22 protein-coding genes and 2 pseudogenes are annotated in these 22,917 nt (G+C 59.6%); 12 read left to right on the top strand and 12 right to left on the bottom strand.

Features of this window, described 5'->3' with window-relative positions; all coding sequences use genetic code 11:
* Positions 1–433: 433 nt before the first annotated feature.
* The 7 genes from IF803_RS39610 to IF803_RS39580 all read left to right on the top strand — a co-directional run bounded on the left by IF803_RS39610 (position 434) and on the right by IF803_RS39580 (position 6,897).
* Complete coding sequence (locus IF803_RS39610; protein WP_240536982.1) at positions 434–1,648, top strand: MFS transporter; 1,215 nt, start codon at positions 434–436, stop codon at positions 1,646–1,648.
* 24 nt (positions 1,649–1,672) lie between these two features.
* A complete protein-coding gene (locus IF803_RS39605; RefSeq protein WP_016841049.1) occupies positions 1,673–2,983 on the top strand; it encodes a lysine N(6)-hydroxylase/L-ornithine N(5)-oxygenase family protein in 1,311 nt (436 codons plus the stop codon).
* 46 nt (positions 2,984–3,029) lie between these two features.
* On the top strand, positions 3,030–3,371 hold the full coding sequence (locus tag IF803_RS39600; protein WP_016841048.1) for a cupin domain-containing protein: 342 nt from the start codon (positions 3,030–3,032) through the stop codon (positions 3,369–3,371).
* Positions 3,368–4,432, top strand: coding sequence for an NAD(P)/FAD-dependent oxidoreductase (locus IF803_RS39595; RefSeq protein WP_016841047.1), 1,065 nt, complete (start codon positions 3,368–3,370; stop codon positions 4,430–4,432). The genes IF803_RS39600 and IF803_RS39595 overlap by 4 nt, the downstream gene beginning before the upstream one ends.
* Positions 4,433–4,535: 103 nt before the next feature.
* Complete coding sequence (alr, locus tag IF803_RS39590) at positions 4,536–5,630, top strand: alanine racemase (RefSeq protein WP_016841046.1); 1,095 nt, start codon at positions 4,536–4,538, stop codon at positions 5,628–5,630.
* 68 nt (positions 5,631–5,698) lie between these two features.
* A complete protein-coding gene (locus tag IF803_RS39585; RefSeq protein WP_016841045.1) occupies positions 5,699–6,382 on the top strand; it encodes a hypothetical protein in 684 nt (227 codons plus the stop codon).
* A 314-nt stretch (positions 6,383–6,696) separates the two neighbouring features.
* Positions 6,697–6,897, top strand: a complete 201-nt coding sequence (locus IF803_RS39580) for a hypothetical protein (protein ID WP_075968505.1) — start codon at positions 6,697–6,699, stop codon at positions 6,895–6,897.
* Positions 6,898–7,118: 221 nt separating this feature from the next.
* On the opposite strand, the pseudogene tnpC (IF803_RS39575) reads toward IF803_RS39580, so the two are convergent.
* The 8 genes and pseudogenes from tnpC (IF803_RS39575) to groES form a co-directional block, all read right to left on the bottom strand.
* Positions 7,119–8,138, bottom strand: a pseudogene (tnpC, locus tag IF803_RS39575) (IS66 family transposase); the annotation flags it as partial.
* A gap of 78 nt (positions 8,139–8,216) precedes the next feature.
* Positions 8,217–9,074 (bottom strand): IS21-like element helper ATPase IstB, encoded by an 858-nt coding sequence (gene istB / locus IF803_RS39570; RefSeq protein ID WP_016844265.1) that lies wholly within the window; start codon positions 9,072–9,074, stop codon positions 8,217–8,219.
* Positions 9,071–10,333: an IS21 family transposase gene (istA, locus tag IF803_RS39565; protein ID WP_016844266.1), complete on the bottom strand. Its 1,263-nt coding sequence runs from the start codon at positions 10,331–10,333 to the stop codon at positions 9,071–9,073. The genes istB and istA overlap by 4 nt, the downstream gene beginning before the upstream one ends.
* Before the next feature lie 167 nt (positions 10,334–10,500).
* Positions 10,501–11,079, bottom strand: a pseudogene (locus IF803_RS39560) (transposase domain-containing protein); the annotation flags it as partial.
* 74 nt (positions 11,080–11,153) lie between these two features.
* Positions 11,154–11,498 carry an IS66 family insertion sequence element accessory protein TnpB gene (gene tnpB / locus IF803_RS39555; protein WP_016844268.1) on the bottom strand — a complete coding sequence of 115 codons (345 nt, stop codon included), beginning with the start codon at positions 11,496–11,498 and terminating at the stop codon, positions 11,154–11,156.
* Positions 11,495–11,842 carry a transposase gene (locus tag IF803_RS39550; protein ID WP_018270221.1) on the bottom strand — a complete coding sequence of 116 codons (348 nt, stop codon included), beginning with the start codon at positions 11,840–11,842 and terminating at the stop codon, positions 11,495–11,497. The genes tnpB (IF803_RS39555) and IF803_RS39550 overlap by 4 nt, the downstream gene beginning before the upstream one ends.
* 439 nt (positions 11,843–12,281) lie before the next feature.
* On the bottom strand, positions 12,282–13,922 hold the full coding sequence (gene groL, locus IF803_RS39545; RefSeq protein ID WP_168858704.1) for a chaperonin GroEL: 1,641 nt from the start codon (positions 13,920–13,922) through the stop codon (positions 12,282–12,284).
* A gap of 88 nt (positions 13,923–14,010) precedes the next feature.
* Complete coding sequence (groES, locus tag IF803_RS39540) at positions 14,011–14,325, bottom strand: co-chaperone GroES (protein ID WP_016845959.1); 315 nt, start codon at positions 14,323–14,325, stop codon at positions 14,011–14,013.
* A 571-nt stretch (positions 14,326–14,896) separates the two neighbouring features.
* On the opposite strand from groES, the gene IF803_RS39535 reads away from it, so the two are divergent.
* Positions 14,897–15,544: an FkbM family methyltransferase gene (locus tag IF803_RS39535; protein ID WP_016845960.1), complete on the top strand. Its 648-nt coding sequence runs from the start codon at positions 14,897–14,899 to the stop codon at positions 15,542–15,544.
* 469 nt (positions 15,545–16,013) lie between these two features.
* Here IF803_RS39535 and IF803_RS39530 read toward each other — a convergent pair whose 3' ends face one another.
* The 4 genes from IF803_RS39530 to IF803_RS39515 all read right to left on the bottom strand — a co-directional run bounded on the left by IF803_RS39530 (position 16,014) and on the right by IF803_RS39515 (position 19,382).
* Complete coding sequence (locus IF803_RS39530) at positions 16,014–16,199, bottom strand: hypothetical protein (protein ID WP_016845961.1); 186 nt, start codon at positions 16,197–16,199, stop codon at positions 16,014–16,016.
* A gap of 380 nt (positions 16,200–16,579) precedes the next feature.
* A complete protein-coding gene (locus tag IF803_RS39525) occupies positions 16,580–17,941 on the bottom strand; it encodes a condensation domain-containing protein (protein ID WP_233475763.1) in 1,362 nt (453 codons plus the stop codon).
* Between the two features lie 17 nt (positions 17,942–17,958).
* Complete coding sequence (locus IF803_RS39520; RefSeq protein WP_461195849.1) at positions 17,959–19,200, bottom strand: MFS transporter; 1,242 nt, start codon at positions 19,198–19,200, stop codon at positions 17,959–17,961.
* Positions 19,197–19,382, bottom strand: a complete 186-nt coding sequence (locus tag IF803_RS39515) for a hypothetical protein (protein ID WP_038376181.1) — start codon at positions 19,380–19,382, stop codon at positions 19,197–19,199. The genes IF803_RS39520 and IF803_RS39515 overlap by 4 nt, the downstream gene beginning before the upstream one ends.
* Before the next feature lie 103 nt (positions 19,383–19,485).
* On the opposite strand from IF803_RS39515, the gene tnpA reads away from it, so the two are divergent.
* From tnpA to IF803_RS39495, 4 genes are read left to right on the top strand one after another with little or no spacing between them, the layout of a single operon-like run.
* Positions 19,486–19,923, top strand: coding sequence for an IS66-like element accessory protein TnpA (gene tnpA / locus IF803_RS39510; protein ID WP_038381409.1), 438 nt, complete (start codon positions 19,486–19,488; stop codon positions 19,921–19,923).
* Positions 19,920–20,273 (top strand): IS66 family insertion sequence element accessory protein TnpB, encoded by a 354-nt coding sequence (gene tnpB, locus IF803_RS39505; protein ID WP_018268845.1) that lies wholly within the window; start codon positions 19,920–19,922, stop codon positions 20,271–20,273. Before tnpA ends, tnpB (IF803_RS39505) begins: the two co-directional genes overlap by 4 nt.
* Positions 20,274–20,323: 50 nt before the next feature.
* Positions 20,324–21,886: an IS66 family transposase gene (gene tnpC, locus IF803_RS39500; RefSeq protein WP_129964824.1), complete on the top strand. Its 1,563-nt coding sequence runs from the start codon at positions 20,324–20,326 to the stop codon at positions 21,884–21,886.
* A 29-nt stretch (positions 21,887–21,915) separates the two neighbouring features.
* The gene (locus IF803_RS39495; RefSeq protein ID WP_018270224.1) at positions 21,916–22,506 is read left to right on the top strand and encodes a UPF0149 family protein; all 591 of its coding nucleotides are present in this window, start codon (positions 21,916–21,918) and stop codon (positions 22,504–22,506) included.
* The last annotated feature ends 411 nt before the right edge of the window (positions 22,507–22,917 follow it).

Here is a 22,917-nt window from a genome sequence, read left to right as displayed (position 1 = left end):
AGTTCGTCGGCAGCGTCAGATGTGTATAAGAGACAGCCCTAAACTCGATGCCTTCTCTCGCTGGATGTCACGTTGATGGTGCGATGATGGTTACGTTGGATCGACTCTACGAAAAGCAGTGCGCCGCGCTTTCGCTCGACCGTCTACGGGTATCGCAATCGTCGCGGCCGCTTATCGAATGGGTTGATCATCTTGATGGCTCGCCGAACCATAAGACCGCCTACGCCTGGCTTATGGGGCTCTGCATACTGGCTTGGCCGCTGATGCCCAAGATAACAGAAGCTTTATGGCGTTGGCTCGGTCATAGCGGCCATCCCGTTGCCGCACGCGCTTCGACGCCTTCACCTCACCGAAATGGAGCGGCACCGAAGATCGATGGGCGCAGGTTGGCGGTTTCAGATATTGAACGATGCCTTCCCGGAAGGATTGCAGCGTGACAGTCGCGAACATCGTTCCTGCCGAGAAGCTGCCCAGTGCAATGCCGTTAGAAGTCTCCATTCCTTTCATGCTTGGTAGTATTAGCTTGGCCGCATCCTATGGCTCGAGCTTCTTTCTCGTGGACGCCCTGCGGTCCATTCAGCAAAGCGCCACGACCGCCGGAGCCGTTATCTCGACCGGTACGATCGCAACGATACTGTGTTCGCTAATGGTCGGCCGGATCGCAGATTCACTTGGCTTAATGCGAACTATCACCGTGGCCGCAGTGATGATGGCGGCCGCGATGATATCTTTCGCATTAGCGTCAACTTTAACGCTCTTCGCGTACGTCGGAGGACTTCTTCTCGGCATTGGGTGGTCTGGCTTCTATATGCTGGCGCCGCTTCAAGTCCTGGGTCACGTGCGGGCTGAAGCCCGTATCAAGTATTTGACCTTGCTTTCCGGGTCTCAAATGCTGGGTATCGGGCTTGCTTCTCCTCTCGCGCGCACCGTCGCGGTGACTGCGGGATCCTACATTGCGGTGTACGCCCTATTTGCGGCTGCATGTCTCGTTGGCGCGACGTTCTTGGAGTTCGCCGGTAGGGGGCTGGCGCACGCTCCTCAGACCAAACTGCCAACTGTACGTCTCAACGTGGAAGGCGTGCTAAAAGCCCTCAAATCGAACACGCGATATCCGATCATCATGATCGGCCTTGGGGCATGCGTCTTCGCCGGTCTTTTCACATTCCAAACGCTCTATGCTGCATCGCGATCGCAGTCTGCCGACACATTCTTTCTTGTTTTCACGCTGACAGCCGTCTTCATGCGGTTCGCTGTGGCGCCGATAATTGGAAAGTTTCGCCTTGAGCGCGTAGCCGCGGTTCTCAGCATATGCACTATCGGAGGGCTATTCATCCTCTTCGTGAATGTAGGCAGTACGGCGAACTACATCATCGGAACAATGATGTTCGCGCTGGGATACGGTCTCAGCTATTCGACCCTGAACAGTATGGTCGTGTACATTGCTGACACGGAAGGCACGTCGTTGGCTATTGCCTCTCAAGTCTTCACGCTCTCCTACTTCATTGGCCTATTCGGATTTCCATGCATCGCAGGGCAAATCGTGAAGGCCGGCGGCTTCGATAATCTGCTTATAACCATGATGGTGCTTATCGTCGCGAATGCAGTCCTTCTTGCAACTCAAGTTTTCTCGGGCAGCCGAGAACATTGACTGGCTCCTTGTAGGGATCATGGGATGCTGAAGCACGCCGACAGCTATAACGTCATCGCGATCGGTGCGGGGCCGGCTAATCTGAGTCTGGCAGCGCTTGCGGCTCCGATTCTGGACATTTCGTTGAACGTCCTTGAGAGCTCAGAGAAGGTAAAGTGGCATCCCGGTCTGCTTTTGGCAGGTGCCGTCATGCAAACCAGCCCGCTAAAGGACTTGGTCACACCGGCTGATCCGACGAGTGCATACAGTTTCCTCGCCTACTTGCATGATAAGAAGCGACTTTATCAAGCTATTGTTCGGGGGCTGGCGTCTGTTACTCGTAGTGAATTTGAGGACTATTTGCGCTGGGCAGCGGCGAAGCTGGCGAACATCCAATTCGGCGAGCACGTGAGCGCAGTCGAACTGCGCGGCGAGGCCTTTAATATCATAACGAATTGCCGCAAGTACCAAACCGGTACGATTGTGCTTGGCGTGGGCAGGGTACCGTCTGTTCCTGAGTGGGGCAGGAATGCGCCGCCAAACGAGGTGTTTCACGGGAGTACCCTTCTCCTGCGGCGACGTGAGCTTTCCGGCAAGCGTGTCGTGGTCGTAGGCGGCGGCCAAAGCGGGGCTGAGATATTCCTTCATCTCCTCAGTGGTGCATGCGGTCCATTGGGAACCCTGACCTGGGTGACGCGCCGCGCAAGCATATTTGCGCTCGAAGACAGTCCTTTCGTCAATGAATGGTTCTTTCCGCAACATGGTGACTGGTTCTTTGACCAGAGTGAAGCCGCCCGGAAGCAAACTCTTGAGCGACAATCGTTGGCGAGCGATGGCGTGAACTGCTCGACGCTGCGCGCTATCTACAATACGCTGTACGACCGCGAGGTTCATAGACAGTCCTACCCCGCGCACGTAAAGGTATACGTGGACACCACGGCCGAAGACTTGCGGGGCATGTCTCCCTTTCGCTTGGATTTGCGTCAGCGGAAGACAGGCACTTCTTCACAACATGTCGCAGACATTGTCGTCTTAGCCACAGGCTACCGCACCGAAATCCCATCGTTTCTTGAGCCGATCGCAGGTCGGCTCAAGGTCTTGAATGCTCCGGGTGGCTCTCAAGAAATCGTAGTCGACAAGGAGTTCTCGGCTCGTTTTGACGGTCCCGAAAAGTGCCGTTTGTACGTCCAGAATGGCGCACGCCTTCAACGTGGCATTGCCGATACAAATCTAAGCCTGGTTCCTTGGCGCGCTTCGCAAATCCTCAATTCAATCATCGGCCGCGTCGCCTACGATTGCGCGCCGGGAACCGGCGTCATCGAGTGGAGTAGCGTTGGCTTCGAGAGGGCCTGCTGACCGGCGAACAAGTCTGCCACGACAACTGGATCTTTCGGAGTTTGCCATGAAGAATGCACGGTTGATGGCCCTGGGCGACATGACGATCTATAGCCCCGGTGTCGTCTTGCAGCACGTTGAAGAAATCGGCGAATCCCGGACCCCTTGTCCCGTCGAGCTCATCGAATTTCGGCTAGATCCGTTCGCTGTGTCGACGCCTCATTCCCATTCTTCCTGCGAGATCTGGCGCATCACGAGCGGCCAAGGTCGTGTGATAACTGACGATGGAGAATTGGCCATCAAGGCCGGCGATCTGGTGTTTCTGCAGCCCCATCGAACCCATTATTTGGAGAATCGCGGCAGCGAAATTCTGGGCGCTTTGTCTATCGCCTGGGAGGGAGCTCGATGACCGACAGCATTTACGACCTGGCGGTCATGGGCGCGGGCGTCATGGGCCTGAGTGCCGCCTTCATTGCAGCGAATAGCCGGCCCCGGGATAGAATCGTGATCTTCGATCGAGAGACCGTTGGGTCTGGTGCCAGTGGGTTTGCCCCGGGAATCCAAATCAACATCGGTCGTAATGAAAAGGAAAGAAGCCTCCTCAATCGTGGTTCAAAGATTTGGCGAGAGATCTATCCCCATGGGTGGCCCAGCGGTCGAGACTGCGACGTATTGTGGTTGACGCGCGATCCGGAAGAACTCACGCGAATGAGCTGTGTGGTCGGCACCGCCCCATCGACTTCTTTTGCGCTGAGGGAGAGGCTTTTATCGCTGCCGCAATTTTTGATTCCCGGCGATATGGTCGTGGCGCTGGATCGGGGGTCTTACTGCCCAGTCAATTCCATTGTTCGGGATCTGGCCCAACGGCTCAAGGCTGTCGGAACTTCGATACGGGAGCGCACATCGATTGCACGGATACGGCAAAGACCGAGCCATATTAGTCTTCAGACATCTGATGATAGCGAACTCTCGGCGAGGCGGGCCGTTCTGGCAATCGGTCCATGGCTGCCAGAGTCACCGTTGCGCGCGCATTTAGCGGAGGGGCCGCGATTGCGAGTTAAAAAGGTCGTCGCGCTTCACTTGGCGGCGCGCCCTACAACGAACTGTCCAATGGTCGGCTTGTTCGATGACTATGCGTTCCTGATCCCTATGATCGAAGAGGGGTATTGGTTGTTCAGTTTCACCTCGCACGAATGGGATGTGAGACCTGACACCGGCGGGCTGCACGTCAGTTCGGATGATCTCGCACGCGCCAACGCAATCCTGACAAAATGGTTTTCTCCTGACATTCCCGCGATCGCATCAGCGCGTGTGTTTTGCGACTGCTATTCTGACGATGGTGTCCCGTTCTCTCGCCCAGCTCAAGATGTCGCCGGCCTGTATGTCGTTGGCGGCGGTGGAGGTAACGGGTTTCGTTTTGGGCCCGCGTGCGCGGAAGAGGCAATTCGATCACTGTATTCTCACCATTGATTGTCGTCGGCGTGGCGTGATGAGATGACATATGCCGATTGGTCTCGAAGCCTATCCCTATCATAAACCTGTAGAGTCCGTTCGCGAGACGTCGAGATCGACCATGATTGTTGATCTCAGCGCCATTGAAGCCAACTATCGGAAGTGCCAGGGGCTTGCGCCTCGCAGCGCTTGCGGCGCCGTCCTCAAGGCTGATGCCTACGGTCTTGGCGCGACACGTATAGCGCCCTTCCTGGCTTCCCTCGGCTGCGCGCATTTTTTCGTCGCTGATGTGGAGGAGGGCGTCGCCCTGCGCGATGTGCTGCCATCATCGGCAAGGATCTATATGCTCTACGGCGCTTTGCCGGGCATGGAGCTGGCGGCCGAGCAGCACAATTTGCTGCCGATCCTCAACAGCAGGGAACAATTGGAGGCCTGGCTTCGGCATTGCCGACTTCGCAATCGCGCGCTGCCCGCAGGAATTCATGTCGACACTGGCCTGTCTCGATTGGGGTTTTCCATTGATGAGTTGCGCGCAATCGCCGAAAATAGAAGCGGATTATCTGAATTGCCTGTCGTGCTGTTCATGAGTCAGCTCGCCTGTGCAGAGTGGCGAGACGAGATTTGTCTCCAACAACTGAATCGGTTTCGCAGACTTTCCCACTTATTCCCGAATGCGCATCTTTCCCTATCGAATTCGGCCGGATTGTTCGCCGGACGTGAGTTTCATTTTGACCTCGTAAGATCGGGTGGAGGAATTTTCGGCTTCTCGACGTCCGAGGATCCCGATTTCAAGCCAATGCAAGTTGTTCATCTGCGAACGCAAATTATTCAATGCCGTAAAGTCGAGCATGGGGAAGCGATCGGATACTTCAGGTCCTACACAGTAAAGAAGCGGATGCGGGTCGCGACCGCCGCGATTGGTTATGCAGATGGATTTCCGCGTACTCTGGGTAATCGAGGGCATGTCTTCATATATGGTCGTCGTGCGCCTATCGTCGGCTTCGTTTCGATGGACCTTATTACCATTGACGTAACCGACCTGCCCGAGAGTTGGACGCCGCCCGGTACAGTGGTGGACCTCATCTGCCCCGAGCAGACGGTCGGGGATATGGCATCAGCCGCGAAAATGCTGAGCGACGAATTGACTACGGCGATGGGACGACGATGCCGTAGGCTTTACGTCTCATCCGCAAGAGATGATATGAGGCACCGGTGAACTCCTCCGCGCTCCGATCCCAGCAAGTCAATCGAGCGATCTACCTAGGCGATGAAGGCGTACGTCTCATGCGTCCGAGCTACTTCACTGCCGAGGTGCGGCAATTTCATCGTCGTGAGAGACTATTTTACCTCGATCTCCTGTGCAAGACCCACTACAAGCTGATCATAGAAGTAGGTTGTAGTGGCTACCGCCTTATCGGCATTAAGAACGATGACAATGATTATCTTGGCATTGAAATAAATCCACCTCGTATGCGTCGGTTAAAAAATCGGAGAGGAGCGGTTATCCGCTGCGAAGCCAGAAAATTCTTCGAAAGAACGCGGTTAATCGACGAGATAATGCGCCGATATGATGGAAAGGTGCTCTGCATACTGCCATTTAATTTCATTGGCACGATGGATGCGCCGATGGAATTTCTGTCGCTGGTCTGTAAAGCGCCTTTTGATCTAGCTTTGTCGCTCTTTTCGACGAGCGAGACGGCAACGGTGGCTCGCCATGAATACTATGACCTTTGTGGCATCACCGTTAAGGGGGTGGCGCGCACGGATGACTATGTTCGATTAGATTGTTCCAACGGGTTCAAGGCGTTCGCTTTCGATCCGGTCTTTCTGGTGAACCACATATCGTCGTATGGCTTCCGCTTGAATGACGTAGAATGTTATGATGTCTGTAACTTCCTTCATTTCAAAAAGGGGTCTCCCGAAATGAGGGGCAGGATAATGCCAACTGAGCCCAGAAACAGATATTAGGTTATAGACGCCAGCCGGATCACTAGAAAGCAAGCAGCACGGAAAGCCACGGCTAGTTGCATAGGTCGGCACCATTAGGAACGACGAGCTTAAAACAACCCAAGCCGAGGCCTCCGACTCCCGCCGATCGAGACGGTGCCTAGTCTGAAGTGTTTTTCAGCTTCGTCCCTGTTGCCTAGATGAAGCAGAATTCGTCCCTGCCAGCCTAGGCGTTCCGAGAGCAAAGCACCCTGTTCGGCTTTCTTGAGACTGTGTCGTCCAAGTCACCAAAGGTCTGGGGCTTCGGCTTATGTTGACCTGGAGCGAGGACTTCAATGTACGATGTCTACTTGAACGAACGGAACGATCTTCTTGTCGTTCCTCGAGGCAATTCCATTCCGATCGATCTCAACAGGAACTGGCGGAAGAAACGTATCGTGCGCTCGGTCAGCGAGCAGATCCGCGAAGATGTTCGGATCTACGGCTACCATCGGCGAAAGTTGCCGTTAAGTCGTTCGATGAACAAGTTAGCTTGATCTACAAACAACGAGCGATCGGCAAGTAAAATGCGAACGGTCGTAAATTCTAGGCGTTTGATTTTCGGACCGATTGGCGCGCCGAGAGCACTGAACCTCTTTATGGGCCGGAACGCGACCGCCTACCACACGCGGGACTTGACTTCATTCCGAGCGGCTTCTGCGCCCAGTGGTTCGCACGGTATCTCCGTGTTTGGAACGTAAGCGGCAAGCTGAGGCCGTCAGGCGGCGTGGTTCCATGGCATAAGCGCGTCGAGTTCGCTGCTCGGCCAACCGTTGGCGATACGCTGAAGCGTTACGGCGAGCCAGGCGAACGGATCGATGTTGTTCATCTTCGCCGTCTGCAGCAGTGTTGCGATAGTCGCCCAGGTTTGTCCGCCGCCGTCGCTGCCAGCGAAGAGACTATTCTTTCTCGTAATTGTTTGTGGCCTGATGGCGCGTTCGACGATGTTGGAGTCGAGCTCGATGCGGCCGTCGGCCAGGAAGCGCTCGAAGATGGCGCGGCGCGAGACGGCATAGCGGATCGCCTCAGCCAGTTTTGATTTGCCGGAGATCCGCCGCAAGGTCTGCTGCCAGAGGTCGAAGAGATCTGCGACGATCGCCGCGGAGGCTTGCTGGCGCGCGGCGACGCGTGCGTCGGGGCTTTGACCGCGCACGGTCTTCTCGACCTGCCAAAGCTTCGCCATCCGCTCGACCGTCGCCGTTGCCACTTCTGAGCTCCCTGCAACATGTAACTCGTAGAACTTGCGCCGGCAGTGTGACCAGCAGCCAGCCAATGTGATGCCATCATTGCCGCGATCGGATCGCGCGAGCTTGTTATAGGCGGCATAGCCATCCACCTGCAGGATGCCGCGATAACCATTGAGGTGCCGGACCGCGCATTCGCCGGAGCGGCTGTCTTCGAAGCGATAAGCCACCATCGGGGGACCGTCGCGGCCAAACGTTCGGTCATCCCTGGCATAGGCCCACAAATAGGCCGTTTTCGTCGATCCGGAGCCCGGAGCGAGCGTCGGCAAAGTGGTTTCGTCGGCAAAGACCCGTTCGGCCTTCTTGACCTCGCTGAAGATGTAGTCGGCCAGGATCTCCAGCTCGAAGCCGAGCTTGCCCATCCATTGCGCCATCAACTGGCGGTCTAGCTCGACCTTGTCGCGGGCGTAGATCGCCTCCTGCCGGTAGAGCGGCAGGCCGTCGGCATATTTGGCGACGGCGATCTGGGCCAAAAGCGCTTCCGTCGGAATGCTGTCAACGGGCGGCGAACTTTCCGTGAGAATGGGCTTCCAAATTTCCCTAGGTGACGGCGACGACTTTGGTTTCGGGGATCAGCCGGCATCGGGATCGTCATTGGCCTTTCCAGGCGGGCGGCCGCGGCGCTTGGGCTGCGGCGGGTTTGCGAGTGGGCGCGAGCGGACGTTTTCCGGCACCAGAGCGGCGTGCTGCCGGAGCCGATAACTCGATCCCTCGATTTGGATGACAACGGCGTGGTGAAGCAGGCGATCAAGCAATGCCGTGGCAACGACAGGATCGCCAAAAACTTCGCCCCATTCGGCGAATCCGCGGTTCGAAGTCAAGATCATCGCGCCTTTCTCATAGCGCGCATTGACCAACTGGAAGAACAGGTTGCCGCCGCCGGGCACGACTGGAAGGTAACCAATTTCGTCGACGACAAGGAGGGAGGCGCGGGCAAGGAACCGTAGGCGCTCACGCAAAGAGCCTTCGCGCTCGGCTTTTGCAAGGGTGGTGACGATATCGGCGAGCGTGGCGAACGCGACGCTCTTTCCAGCCTTCACGGCCTCGACCGCGAGCGCGGTCGCGAGATGGCTCTTGCCGGTGCCGGGTGGCCCAAGCAGATGGACCACCTCTGCGCGGTCGATGAACTTCAATTCGGCAAGAGCCAGGATACGATTGCGATCGAGGGACGGCTGGAATGCGAAGTCGAAGCCGGCGAGCGTTTTGACGGTGGTCAGGCGCGACATTCTCAGCGCGGTGCTGACACGGCGATTGTCGCGCAGCGTTAGCTCCTCGATCAGCAGCTGATCAAGCGCTTCGATCCATGTGACCTCACCCTGCTCGACGCGGCGGAGCGTCGTGTCCAGTATTTCCAGGGCGCGCGGCATCTTGAGTGCGACCAGGCTTTTCTTGACGCTGTCGATCGCTGCCGGCTGCGTGTGGATGGTCATGGCCGGCCTCCCGATTGGGCGAGCCGTTTGCCGACAGTTTGGTAAAACTCCAACGACCGTCGTGGGATGTGATCGCCGGTCCGACCGACGAGGGCTTCGGAGGCGCCAGGTCGCGACCTGGACCGATTGACCACCTGGCGATGCTCGGGTGCGACACGGGTTCGTCGGCGGCCTTCCAAAACAGGATGGACGGCGACGATTTGGCCTTGATCGAGAATGCGGATTACATCGGGCAATTGCTGCACCTCGACAATGCGGCGGGTACGGTCGGGGACGCTGTAATAGTTGCCGCCGATCGACACGAGCCCGTCGTGGCTGACACGCCGTTCGAGCTTGAGCAACGCGTCGAACGGCCCTGCCGGCAACATCTGCAGCTCGGGCCTCTCGGCGGCAAACGCCTCAGCGACGACTTTCTGCGTGGTGCCGTGCACGCGCGCGTTGGCGACAGTCGCGAGCCAGTCGTCGAGTTGAGCGTTGAGATCGTCGAGATTGCGGAAGCTGCGCGCAAGGAAGAAGTCCTGCCGGATGTAGCTGAACGGACGCTCGACCTTGCCCTTGGTCTTCGCGCGATACGGTCGGCAGGCCCTCGGATGGAAGCCGTAATGTTGTGCAAGCGCCAGGAGCGACCGATTATAGACGATGTGACCATCGCGATCCTCGCCTGTGACGGCCGTCTTCATACGATCGTAAAGGATCTCGATCGGGACGCCGCCGATCGCCGCAAAAGCCTGCATGTGGCAGCGCAGCAGCGTTTGTAGGTCCTGATGCATGACGAAGCGGGCGAAGATAAAGCGCGAATGGCCGAGCACCATCGAGAACAGCCAAATGATCCGCGTCACGCCGGGCTCGTCGGTAAAGATGCTCACGAAGCGAGCAAAATCCACCTGCGCCTGCTTCCCGGCAGGCGTCTCAAATCGCACTTCAAAGGGTTTAGGTACGTGGTCAGGACGGATCGCAGCCGCGAAGCGTTTCACGGCCGTATAGGCGCCAGTGTAGCCGTGCTCCCGAAGCTCGCGTGTTAAGCGGACGGCACTCAAGTCCGGGAACGCGGCGATACGTTCACGCAGATAATCGAGATAGGGCGCCAGCTTGCTCGGCCGGCCAGCCTGCCGCGGGCCATAGGCGGGTGGCTCGAGGCCACGCGCAATGTATTTGCGGATCGTTTTCGGGTCGCGTCCCGTGCGCCGGGCGATCGCGCTGATCGACAAGCCCTGACGATGAAGGTCCAAAATCACAATGAGATCTCCAAGCTGGATCATCCGTTCCGCCCCCGAATCGCTTCGGCGACAGGATCGGATGCGGAAAGCCTGAAAGGGCCGCAGCGCTCCGGTATGTGGGGCCTGCGCGCCGCGGCCCCTTCAGGCTGGGATGCCAGCTAGGGAATTTTCGATGCCCACATTTGGGGAGTATTCACCGCCCAGTGACAAATGCCTCCTTCGATGATATGGGCCGGGGCCGGCGCCTGGATCACGCCGTCCGCGTTCTTGAACGCATACTTGGGACGGCGCGTGACGATCACACGGAACTTTACCGGCACCACATCCAGACGCTCCGACACGTCCTCGCCGATCAGCACTTTCTGCTTGCCGGCATGCTCAGCCAGCTCTTCCGGCTCAATGACAGTTTCGATCCGTTCCAGATGGGGCGCAAAGCCCTTGCGCCGACGCGGTGCACGCTTGCTATCCGCTTGCGCACGGCCCTTGCTGACCTGGGCCTTGATCGCAGCGATGCCGGTCTCGATCTCCTCGAAGACAAAGGCTTGCTGTTCGACGTCGCCATTCGCAGAGCCGAGCTTTTCCGATCGTCGGCCGAACCGGGCGCGGTCGAAGGCCTTCAGGATCTGTGTCAGTCGCTCGATGCGCGCATCGGCATCGGCGTTGCAGGCCTTGAGATCGGCGACCTCACTCTCCAGAGCATCGGCGCGGGCCGCTTTCTCGGCCATGGCAAGCACCATGGCCTTTAGCATCTCCACGTCATTTGGGAGGTTGAGATCGGGCGGCATCATTGGGCCTACCAGAGCACATTTTGCCCCTGTTCTCTTGCCCTTTCAGCTCACTGATTCACTTCGCCGCAGTGCTTTTACCCAACAATCTCCGGCGGCTTGACCGCCGCGGTCCGGACCCGCTTCCAGTCCATCCCATCGACCAGGGCCATCAACTGCGCAGCATTCAGCTGCACCCGATGATGTCCGATCCGCGGCCAGCAGAACCTCGCCTTCTCAAGCCGTTTTAAATAAAGGCACACGCCAGAGCCATCCCACCATACGATCTTTATTCGGTCGGCTCTTTTGGCGCGGAACACATAAAGCGAACCATCGAACGGATCTGAGCCGGCATCGCGTACCAGCGCAACAAGGCCATCGATACCCTTGCGGAAGTCGACTGGATGGCTAGCCAGGAACACCTTCACGCCGGAGGGGATCATGCCGAACGCACCGCCCGGATCACCCGCTGCAACTGCGCCTCGTCGACGTCCACGCCGGCGCGCACGATCACCTCGCCAATGGCAATTTCGATCACTGCGCCTGCCGCAGACACCACCACACCCTCGCAACTCGAGTGCCGCGCGGGACAATGTCGCTCTGCCCGAGCATCACGGCGCCAGGCGAACAGCTGCGACGGGTGAATGCCAATCCGGCGGGCGATCGCCGAGACACTCGCGCCAGGCTCCAGCGCCTCTGTCACAACTTGCGCCTTAAACTCGTCCGACCAGCGTCGGCGAAGCTGCCGCGGCGCTCCCTCAAGACGCTCGGCAACCGCTTCGATCATATGGAAGGTTCTAGTTCCAGAACTAGGCGCAGACATAGAAGCTCACATCGGCTCACAAACTCAGCAGCCGATAGCCGATCGCTTACCCACTCCGCCAGACGGGGTCTCTTTGCCGCTTACTTTGGAACCATGCCGCGAAGGGAGCCAATTTGGGAACAGCGGTTGCGGATTCCGGTTCAGCAGCCCCGGAAATCCATGTGGGAGCCCGATTCATTTTCAAGCCGAGCGGCGCCGGGAGAAAAGTCAGACTAGCCATCTTGGGCTGGGTCGGAGCGTCGCTGATATAAACGGCTGGATGGCTTCGGCCGTTGTGCTTCTCGGGGCCAACTGCCGATCCAACTCAGCCTGACAATGGCGGTGTGGTTGCAAGTTTGCCCGAAGTTGAAAACCCTGGCATTGCTGCCAGGGTTCTGCCTGTCGATCCTTTTGAGAGGAGGGATCAGAAGTCCATGCCGCCCATGCCTCCGCCCGGAGGCATCGCGGGACCGGGCGCGATCTTCTTCGGCAGCTCGGCAACCATCGCTTCCGTCGTGATCAGCAACGCCGCCACCGAGGAGGCGTTCTGGACCGCGATGCGCACGACCTTGGTCGGGTCAATGATGCCCTTGGAGACAAGGTTGCTGTACTCGCCAGTCTGCGCGTCGAAGCCGTAAGGGTATTGATCCTTCTCCAGGACTTTACCGACCACGACCGAGCCATCTTCACCGGCGTTGATCGCGATCTGCCGGGCCGGCCAGGACAGCGCCTTGCGCACGATCTCGACGCCGGTCTTCTGGTCGTCGTTCGTGGTGCGCAGGCCCTTGAGCTGCTCGGAGGCCCGGAGCAGGGCGACGCCGCCGCCCGGGAGAATGCCTTCCTCGACAGCCGCGCGGGTCGCGTGCATCGCGTCATCAACGCGATCCTTGCGCTCCTTCACCTCGACCTCGGTCGCGCCGCCGACGCGGATCACCGCGACGCCGCCTGCGAGCTTGGCGAGGCGCTCCTGCAGCTTCTCACGGTCGTAGTCCGAGGTGGTCTCCTCGATCTGCGCCTTGATCTGGGCTATGCGGGCGTCGATGTCGGCCTTCTTGCCACTTCCGTTGACGATCGTGGTGTTCTCCTTGTCGATCATCACCTTCTTGGCGCGACCGAGCATCTGCAGCGTGACGTTCTCGAGCTTGATGCCGAGGTCTTCCGAGATGGCCTGGCCGCCGGTCAGGATCGCGATGTCCTGCAGCATGGCCTTGCGGCGATCGCCGAAGCCCGGAGCCTTGACGGCCGCGACCTTCAGGCCGCCACGCAGGCGGTTCACGACGAGCGTGGCCAAGGCCTCGCCTTCGACGTCCTCGGCGACGATGACCAGCGGCTTGCCGGTCTGCACCACGGCCTCGAGCAGCGGCAGCAGCTCGTTCAGCGAGGAGAGCTTCTTCTCGTTGATCAGGATGTAGGCGTCCTCCATCTCAACGCGCATCTTGTCGGCGTTGGTGACGAAGTAGGGCGAGATGTAGCCGCGGTCGAACTGCATGCCCTCGACGACGTCGAGCTCGGTCTCGAGCGACTTGGCTTCCTCGACCGTGATGACGCCCTCGTTGCCGACCTTCTTCATGGCGTCGGCGAGGAACTTGCCGATCTCGGCGTCGCCGTTGGCGGAGATGGTGCCGACCTGGGCGATCTCCTCGTTCGAGGTGACCTTCTTCGAGTTCTTCTGGAGGTCCGCAACGACGGCTTCGACCGCGAGGTCGATACCGCGCTTCAGATCCATCGGGTTCATGCCGGCGGCGACCGACTTGGCGCCCTCGCGCACGATGGCAGCCGCAAGCACGGTCGCGGTGGTGGTGCCGTCACCGGCGGCGTCCGCTGCCTTGGCCGCGACCTCGCGCACCATCTGGGCACCCATGTTCTCGAACTTCTCCTCGAGCTCCACCTCCTTGGCGACGGCGACGCCGTCCTTGGTGATGCGGGGAGCGCCAAACGACTTCTCGAGCACCACGTTGCGGCCCTTCGGACCGAGGGTGACCTGCACGGCGTTGGCGAGAATGTCGACACCGCGCAACATGCGGTCTCGCGCTTCTACGCCGAACTTGACTTCCTTGGCTGACATAATCGAATTTCCTCAGTTCAGTTTCTCATCCTTCGACGCGCCCGGGCAAGGCGTTTGTCAAGGGCGGAGTGGATGTGGAGGGCTGGGACTAGGCGGCTTTTTTCTTGGAAAACACATCGGTGAGAACGCCCATAATGTCGCTCTCCTTCATGATCAACAGCTCCTGACCGTCGACCTTCACCTCGGTCCCTGACCACTTTCCGAACAGCACGCGATCGCCGACCTCTACGTCGATCGGAATCAACTTGCCGGTCTCGTCACGGCCGCCTGGGCCAACCGCGACGACTTCGCCCTGCGAGGGCTTTTCCTTGGCTGTGTCGGGAATGATGATGCCGCCAGCTGTCTTCTCTTCAGCGTCGATGCGCTTGACCACGACGCGGTCGTGAAGCGGACGGAAATTCATGTAGGCCTCCTGAGCATTTGAACGAGTTGACAATGGGCGCCTTTTGAGCAGCCTCATTGTTGCAAGAGCCAGGCCAAAGATGAGCCGAGCGATCTGCCTGCAATCGTGCTGAATCTCTCGCTTGGCCCGCTCGTGCATTCGTCGGGAAGCAAACGTTTTTGTGTACACAGCTCGCCAAGCTGTTGCCAACCTGACATTGCTTCTCGTCAAAATATGAGTTTACCGTCACGCGCATGGATCAAGGTCGTGCACGCTCGGCGCAACAAGATCAGGCCGATCACGGCCCACGAATGGGATAGCAATCAAGCGCCGACAGTCTCCTTCCCTATCTTTTTCACGGCTCTTCCTTGTCGGCCCTGCGAGCAAAGCTGCTCGTACGAACTGGCTAAAGGAAAACTATACGGCCGGGCTGTTTTGCGTCGACGGCGCTGCATAGCGCTGATGGATCAAGGCGATTGGGACCGGCATATGGATTATATACGTTGATATACGTTGTGCCGAAGCGTCTGGCGTGTGATTGCGAAGTTGATGGCGAATCCAACCGATCTCCGCGCCAATAGGAAAACAACCTGTGTCGTCTGTAGAAGTACATCAGCATATCGTTTCACTTCTTCAGAAGCCCGATCCGGTCATCTTGGATATCGGCTGCAATGACGGAACCGATACGCAACAGTTTCTTACCCTGTGCCCACAAGCTCAGCTTTACTGCTTCGAGCCGGACCCTCGGGCGATCGCGCGCTTCAAGAAGAAGTTGGGCCTTTCCCTCGATAAGGTGCAGCTGCTTGAAATCGCGATCAGTGATAGAAACGGGACGATCGATTTCCATCCAAGCAATGCAGATGGAGAAGCAAAAGAATGGGATCTCTCCGGCTCGATACGCCGACCGAAAAACCATCTTACCGAGTATGATTGGGTTCGGTTCGATCGCCCGTTCTCGGTTGAAACCCGGCGGCTGGACGATTGGTGCAGCGAGGCTAAGCTGAACACGGTTGACTTCATTTGGATGGATGTCCAAGGCGCGGAGGCCGACGTCATTGCAGGCGGCATGCAGACCTTGAGCAATACGCGCTTCGTGTACACGGAGTATAGCGACCGAGAGCTCTACGAAGGTCAGCTGTCGCTGCAGGCTATTCTTGATCTATTGCCGTCATTCGAAGTGGCGGCTCATTATCCCCGCGCTGTGGAAGGTGATGTATTGCTTAAGAATACACGCTTCTAGCGCCTATCACATCCGGCCCTGGTCGTCATTCCCCGGAAGACCTGCCTCGGATTCTCTGCGGCGCAGCGCCGCAGGACGGCCGATCACCGCGCGAATGGATGCTGCAAGCCTCACGTTCCCGTCTCGGTCGCTATGCAGGCCTTGGCGATAGCGCACTTAGGTACCTTCGATAAATACTATTATCGTTTGACGATCATTTGTTTGGCGGGGCGGCACGGCTCGCGACTCCGGGGCGAGCAGCTCGAGCTTTCTCAGATGCCTGAACCAATACTGCCAGCCGACGCTCAAAGCGCTTAATCGTCCGAACTGCTGCTGTATGCTCTGGCCCCCTCGGAAGGCGGTTCACTGCTTCGAACAAATGCCAAAGCAGCTGCATCAGTTCTCGTAGATCCTTAAGATGCGCCACTTCAATTACGCGCTTTCCACCGCTATTGTTCCGTCATGCCGAAACATTCGTCTCCAGCCCAAGTCAATCGCCAGTGGGGCGTTGGATAGCGAGTTCGTCGCCGCTCATCGGCTGCAGCTTGTATTCCGTGATACGTCGCTGGCACAAAGCATCGTCGATGAGCCTCTGCGCCTTCATGCACGAATATGCCTGCATCAGCGCATGATCCCGTAAAATCAACGCCTGCCGTGTGGGGGCGAATCCATTCATTGAACGAAGACTTGCAATGACCGTGCCATCGCTAGCTCAATGCAAGAAAGGCATGGATGTGAGGATGCTAACTCGCAATTGATCGCAATATCTGGCTGGTGGTAGACCCGAAATCCTGGTCGGCACTACGCACGTTGCTGTCCGGAGCAAGAATTGTGTCGACTTGGCCTCTGGCGAGGATCATCTTGATCGCTCGCAAAGCCACGCGCGAGAAAGTCGCCCGAACCAAAAGATAGAGCAGATAGGGCCTATGCTTGCGCCCGCCTCGGAGCAGATGGCGCTCTCGGCTCCTTAATTTAGCTCCCTTCCGGTCACCCGAATGATCGTGATCGTAACGCGAGCGGTTCTTGGTCAAGAACGCTAACCTCTCGGCCATCCTGTCAGTCGATTGAGAGCCGCGGTAGCGGACGGGCGCCGCTGATCAGATGGGCCTGCGCGGCCACCTCAGCAAGATAGTTGTCCATCGCACTTCGCGCGGTGGCTGTACCAGGGTGGCGGAAGTTCACGGAAATTCCGTCCTGCCAGCGACTGATCCATAGGTATGTCTCGCACGCATCGGAGCTACGGCTAATCAGAAATCGCGTCCGCCAATGGGGCCAGCGGTCCGATCCGGGCACCGTCCGATTGTCCATATAGGATACCATGAAACGGTCGCGCAGTGTGGTGCCGAGCAGCTCCATGGCCTTTGAAAATGGCACCTGAGCCGTTTTCTTGGCGCGTTTGAGTTCGAACCGGGCGGCGTTCAGGATTTCCGGCAACGTATCGGCCACCCGGAAGCTCACCGGGCTCATCCCGACATACCATCCAACCGAACGCATCGATCGCAGATCGTACCTGGTGTGAAAGGGTGCAACGGCGTGGAATTGTCGTTGGTTCGCCAGTGTCTTTCCTGCCAGCGCCAGACAGGCGAAAATTCCCGTCGCCGCGTTTCCGCCCTGGGACCTGCAGCCGCGATCGAATTCGCATGCGCCAGCCGCATCGAGCAGCCACATTTTTCCGCTCCGCTGCAAGGATTTCTCCGGCGTATCGAATGATAGCGGAAAGTCCGGCAATTGACCGCCGTTCGCCGCGATCAGCTCGCGCCAATGGCAGATAGCAGGATGGTCATCGGTTAGATCGGTCAATCGCTCTCGTTCGGCCTCGGCGTGATCCAGATAGCTGTGCACCGCCGCCAGCTGGGGTTCCACTCGACGGATCGCGGCTGTGTACAGTTCGTGGATCTCATACGGTACCAAGGCCATCGAGTAGGCATCGCTAACAGAGTGGTCGGAGGCGAGCAGGAGGCTCGTGGATGTCGGCCGGCTGATCGTCACGAAGACGTACGCCGGCCAGCGCAGCGGGTTGGTCTCCGCGTCAAACAGTTTTTCGAGCAGCTGAGCAGTTTCGCCGCTATCGGCGCAGTCACTCACCACGGTTTGCTCAAGCGCTGCAGCGCCTGGATCAATCGTGGCGCGACGCATTGCCGATCCATCCTTGGCCAATCGGCTGCGTAATACCTCGTGCCGATCGACCCAGCCAAGGATCGCTTTGGTCAGCGCAGCGGCATTGAGCTCGCCTGGCAACTCGAATGCTGCGCCGAGCCAGCCCGGTCGGCCATCGTCCGCAGAGCGAAGATGTTCCTCTTGCACATAGGACGGGCGGCGCGGGTCAGCCCGCCAGCTGATCGGCTCGGTGACGTTGATCCGCCAAACCATTAGCCGCCCAGGCTGCCGATCAAGATCGCCAAATTCTTTGATGTCCATGAGCCAGTCCGTCGCGGTCATAGACGCAAGCTGCGCGCCTGGCGCAGCGGCCAAATCCACACTATGGAGGCCATGCCAAGCACGCTGCTCGCGAGCAACGTGGTGCGCAGGCTCGTCGCAGCAGCGACCGCGCCGCCGGCGAGCGCCCCCAATGAGGCCAGTCCCCACACCACGCTGCGGATACTCGCATTGATCCGGCCCTGTAAGTGCGGCGGGGCCAACGCATATCGAATGGGAACCTGCTGCACGTTGTAGATCCCTTGGCCGATCCACAGCATGAATTGAGAGAGGGTCACGCATGCCACTGCGGCCCACCAGGGCTGGGTGAGCAGGGCCGCCAAGCTCATTCCGCCGGCGCTCACCGCCAAACCGATCATTAAAGTTGGGCCGAGGCCGATCGCCCGGCCCACCCGCGGTGAGCTAGCCGCACCGACCACACCGCCAAGCGCACCGATGCCGAGCGCCATGCCGACGAGCCGGCTGTCAAACCCGAGATCCTTGGTCAAATGCAGCAGAAACGCCGCAGAATACGCGTTGTGCCAAAAGATGAATGTGCCGCTCGCCAACGTGACTGCCCGCAAAACCGGATTGCCGAACAGGCTTACCAAACCCTCGGCGACTTGGCCGAGCACTGCTCTCGGCGCGGCCTCCGAGCACCCAGCGTTACGCAGGGGCACCAGAGACAGCAACGCGGCGGCAAGCAAAAATGAAATCGAGTCCGCCAGTATTGCGGTCGGGGCAGAGAATTCGTTGACGAGCCAACCGGCCAGGAACGGACCTGCTGCCATCGCGCCCGCTTGGCTGAGCTCCAATGAACTCTGTGCCCGAACCAGCTGTGAGCGATCTAGCAGGGTGGGTATGCACGCCAGATAAGCCACGTCAGCGATCACTGCGGCAACCCCAACCAGCATGCTCGTCGTGTACAACTGAACCAGTCCAAGATGTCCAAGGTTGGCGAACAAGGGAATTGTGGCCAGCGTCGCCGCCATCACCAGATTGGCGGTCAAAAGGATCCCCCGATGCGGGAGGCGGTCCACGACGACCCCGGCGAACAGACTCACCACCAGGTACGGCGCTCGACCGCAGGCCAACAGCAGCCCCGTTTGCGCCGGTCCCGCGTCCAGCAACGTGATTGCGGTTAGCGGCAGCGCCAGCAAGGTTACATTAGAGCCCAGCAGCGAAATGGTCTGGCCGACGAGCAGCGCAAGATAGCTTCGTGGCAGTCCACGAGGCGCGGCGGAACAGCGCGGGCGGCTCACGCGTCGCCAGACAGGCGGGGAGCCGACAGATACCCAAGTCGGCTCAGCTCACTTTCGGCGATCTGCTCGAATTCCTCGATCTGGGCTCGCGTCAGATCTTGGACGTAACGACCGATCCTGCCTCGGTGCAGCGGCTTCCCCGCAGCCTCGGCGGCCGGATGGCCGTGCGGTTGTTCGAACAATACGTGCTCGTATTCAGCGTAACCGGCATGAGGCCCCCACCTAGCCCACCCTGGGCTTACGCGCGATAGAGCCTGGCATGAGTTGCTCGGAGGAGGTGGATCGATGGTAAATGCCATGCTTGATGCCAGGCAGGAAGGTGACTCCTATCGTCGTGTCGAGGTGATCACCGGGGAGCGCCGGCGGCGACGATGGACGGGCGAGGAGAAGGCCCGGATCGTGGCGGAGAGTTTTGAGGAAGGCACGAACATCTCCGAGGTAGCGCGGCGCAACGGCGTTTCCCGCGGGCTGCTCACGGTGTGGCGACGCCAGATTACGGCAATGGCCGGCAAGGCGCCGAGCTTCGTGCCGATCCAGATTGGCGCCGAGAGCGGCCAGCTCGCAGCGTCGGCGCAAGCGAGGCCCTTGAAGGTGACCGCGCCGCCGACCATGGCCTGTGGGGTGGTCGAGATCGAGGTGAGTGGGGCGCGCATTCGCGTCGAGGGAGAAGTGGACACTGCGACGCTTTGCACGGTGCTGTCGGTGCTCAGAGGCGATCGATGATAGCGCTGCGGCCCGACCTCAAGGTGATGCTGGCATCCCAGCCGGTCGACTTTCGCAAGTCGGTGCACACGCTGTCGGCGCTGGTGAGCGAAGCGTTACACACGAGTCCTTATGACGGCACCGTCTTCGTTTTCCGTTCCAAACGTTCCGACAGAGTGAAGCTGCTGGCGTGGGACGGCAACGGCATGGTGCTTGTAACGAAGTGGTTGCACGAAGGGCATTTCACCTGGCCGCCGATCCGCGACGGCGCGGTGCGTTTGAGTGCGACGCAGCTCGCGATGCTGGTCGACGGGCTCGAGTGGACGCGTGTCTCACCCAAGCCTGTGAAGCAGCCGGCCGTTGTCGGCTGAGAGGCGAGGATTTCGCTGGAGCGTGTCGCGCGCGGATGTATCGTCTGGTCATGGCGATTCGCCCCGACGCTCTCCCGACCGATCCGTCAGCTCTGACCGAGATGGTGCTCGCGCTTGACGCCGAGAACGAGAAGCTGCGCGTGGCGATGCAGACGCTCAAGGAGATGATCTTCGGGAAGCGCTCGGAGCGACTTGCGGTGCTCGTGGACGAGCAACTCGCGCTTGAGCTGGGCGATCTCGAGACCGACGCCACGCCACCTGCCGCTGCCAACGACGATGCGGCAGCGGCGAAGCCGCTTGGCAAGCCGCCGCGGAAGAAGGCGCGCCGCAACATCGGCGCACTCCCAAAGCACCTGCCGCGCTGCGAGCAGGTGCTGGAGCCGGAGGCGACGGCTTGCCCGTGCTGCCAGGGTCAGCTCCACAAGATCGGCGAGGACGTCAGCGAGGTGCTGGACATCATCCCGGCGATCCTGCGGGTGCTGCGCACGATCCGTCCCAAATTTGGCTGCCGCAGCTGCACCGATGGTGTGGTCCAAGCGAAGGTGCTGCCGCGCCTGATCGAGAGCGGCATGGCCTCGACCGCACTCGTGAGCCACGTGGTGGTCTCGAAGTTCGCCTGGTATCTGCCGCTGTACCGGCAGGTGCAGATCTTGGCCGGCCAGGGCATCCAGCTCGACCGCGCGACGCTCGCCGGCTGGGTGAGGCGTGCCGCCTGGTGGCTCAAAAGCCTCTATGAGCTTCAGCTGAGGACGATCCAGAGCGCGGCGCGCGTGTTCTGCGACGAGACGCCGATGCCGGTGCTCGACCCCGGACGACATCGCACCCGCATCTGCCAGTTCTGGGCGCATGCCATGGATGACCGACCATGGGGCGGGCCCTCGCCGCCGGCGGTTGCCTACGTGTTCGCTGCCGGCCGCGGCACGGAGCAGATCGCCGGACAATTGACGGACTTTTCCGGCATTCTGCAGGTGGACGGCTATGCCGCCTACAAGGCGCTCGCCCGCGATCATGGCGGCGAGATCCAGCTCGCCTTTTGTCTCGCCCATGCCCGCCGTAAGTTCGTCGAGGTGTTCAAGACGACGCAGTCGCCGTTCGCGCGCGAGGTGATCGAACGCCTGCAGGCGGTCTATGCGATCGAAGCCGAGATCCGCGGCTCGAGCGCCGAGCAGCGGCTCGCCGTCCGTCGCGCCAGGACCGCTCCGTTGATGGAGGCGATCAAGGCACGATTGACCACAATGGTTGGCCAGCTCTTCTCGCAGTCGAAGCTGGCGGAGGCGATCAACTATGTACTCAATCACTGGGACGGGTTGACGCTGTTTCTTCGCGACGGCCGCGTCGAGGTCGATTCGAACACGGTAGAGCGTTCCATGCGCCCGATTGCCATGGGAAGACGCAACTCATTGTTCAGCGGCAGCGAAGGCGGCGCCGAGAGCTGGGCGATCCTGTCGTCGATCGTGAACACGGCAAAACTCCATGAACTCGATCCTCAGATCTATCTGACGGACGTGCTGGAGCGGATTGTCTCCGGGCGAACCAAGAGCCACCAGCTCCACGAGCTGCTCGTCTGGAACTGGAAGGCGGCCCGTGAGCGCATCGCACAGGCTGCAGCATGAGCCCACGTCGCCCTAAAGCTTCATCGTCGATGGCGGCCGCCGCCATGCCGCTTGCGGAGCTCGAGCAATGGCTCCAGGCCCGCGTCGATCAGCATCCCGCCGCCACCGGTCTCCCCATGCTCGACGGCTACGTCGCCGCGATCGTGGCCGGACCGGTGTCGATGAGCCCGCTCGATTGGATATGCCCACTGCTTGCCATCGATGCCGATGCCTTCAACCACGGCGGCACCCCGGAGTTCGCTGCGATCTCCGCCGTCGCGCTGCGTCATAACGAGATCAGCCAGATCCTTTCCACCACGCCTAACCAGTTCGCCCCGATGCACCGGCGTCAACCCAACGGCGTCGTCGATCCGCGACCATGGTGCCAGGGATTCTACGCCGCGATGCGGCTCAGGCTGTCGGCGTGGGCGCCATTGCTGGACGCCAGCAACGTCAATCACCGCCTGCTTCTGCCCATCCTGCTTCACTGTCGCGACGATCAGGCCGGTCCGCTGCTCGGACCGCCACGGACCGGCCGCGAGACCCGAGACTCTCTGCGCAACGCCCACCTCGATATTCCCGCAGCCGTCGAGGCCATGCGCCAATACTGGATGCCGATCCGCTACGCACGCGCACGCTGATCACCGCCGACGTGGGAGCTCATACCGGTTACGGTTAAGCGTCACAAAGGCCATGCGGGCAGCATTTCGAAGGCCACCAGGACTGTTGTCTCCTAAACTTCTAGCAATCATCAGACGGGGGTTAGCTGGAACAGCAAAGCTGCGCATTTATCGGAAAAAAGCCCGGCCTCATTCGAGGGCCGGGCGGAAGTCAGTCTGGGCGAACGAGGCTGCTAAGCGTCGCGCCAGCTCGCGTCGACAGAGGGAGGGCTGCCGACGGTTATTTGCGGTGATGCATTCACCGCAAATTTCTAATCACAAAAGGATTGATGTCGGTCTGGCGTTGTTTCCTTTTTTACCAAGGCGATACTCACCAATGCGCCGACAGCCCGGGATCCTGTCTCTTATACACATCTGACGCTGCCGACGAAC

It is taken from the genome of Bradyrhizobium sp. UFLA06-06, from assembly GCF_054820065.1.
The sequence above is the reverse complement of the archived record's forward strand: the minus strand, read 5'-3'. Positions and strand labels throughout refer to the sequence as shown.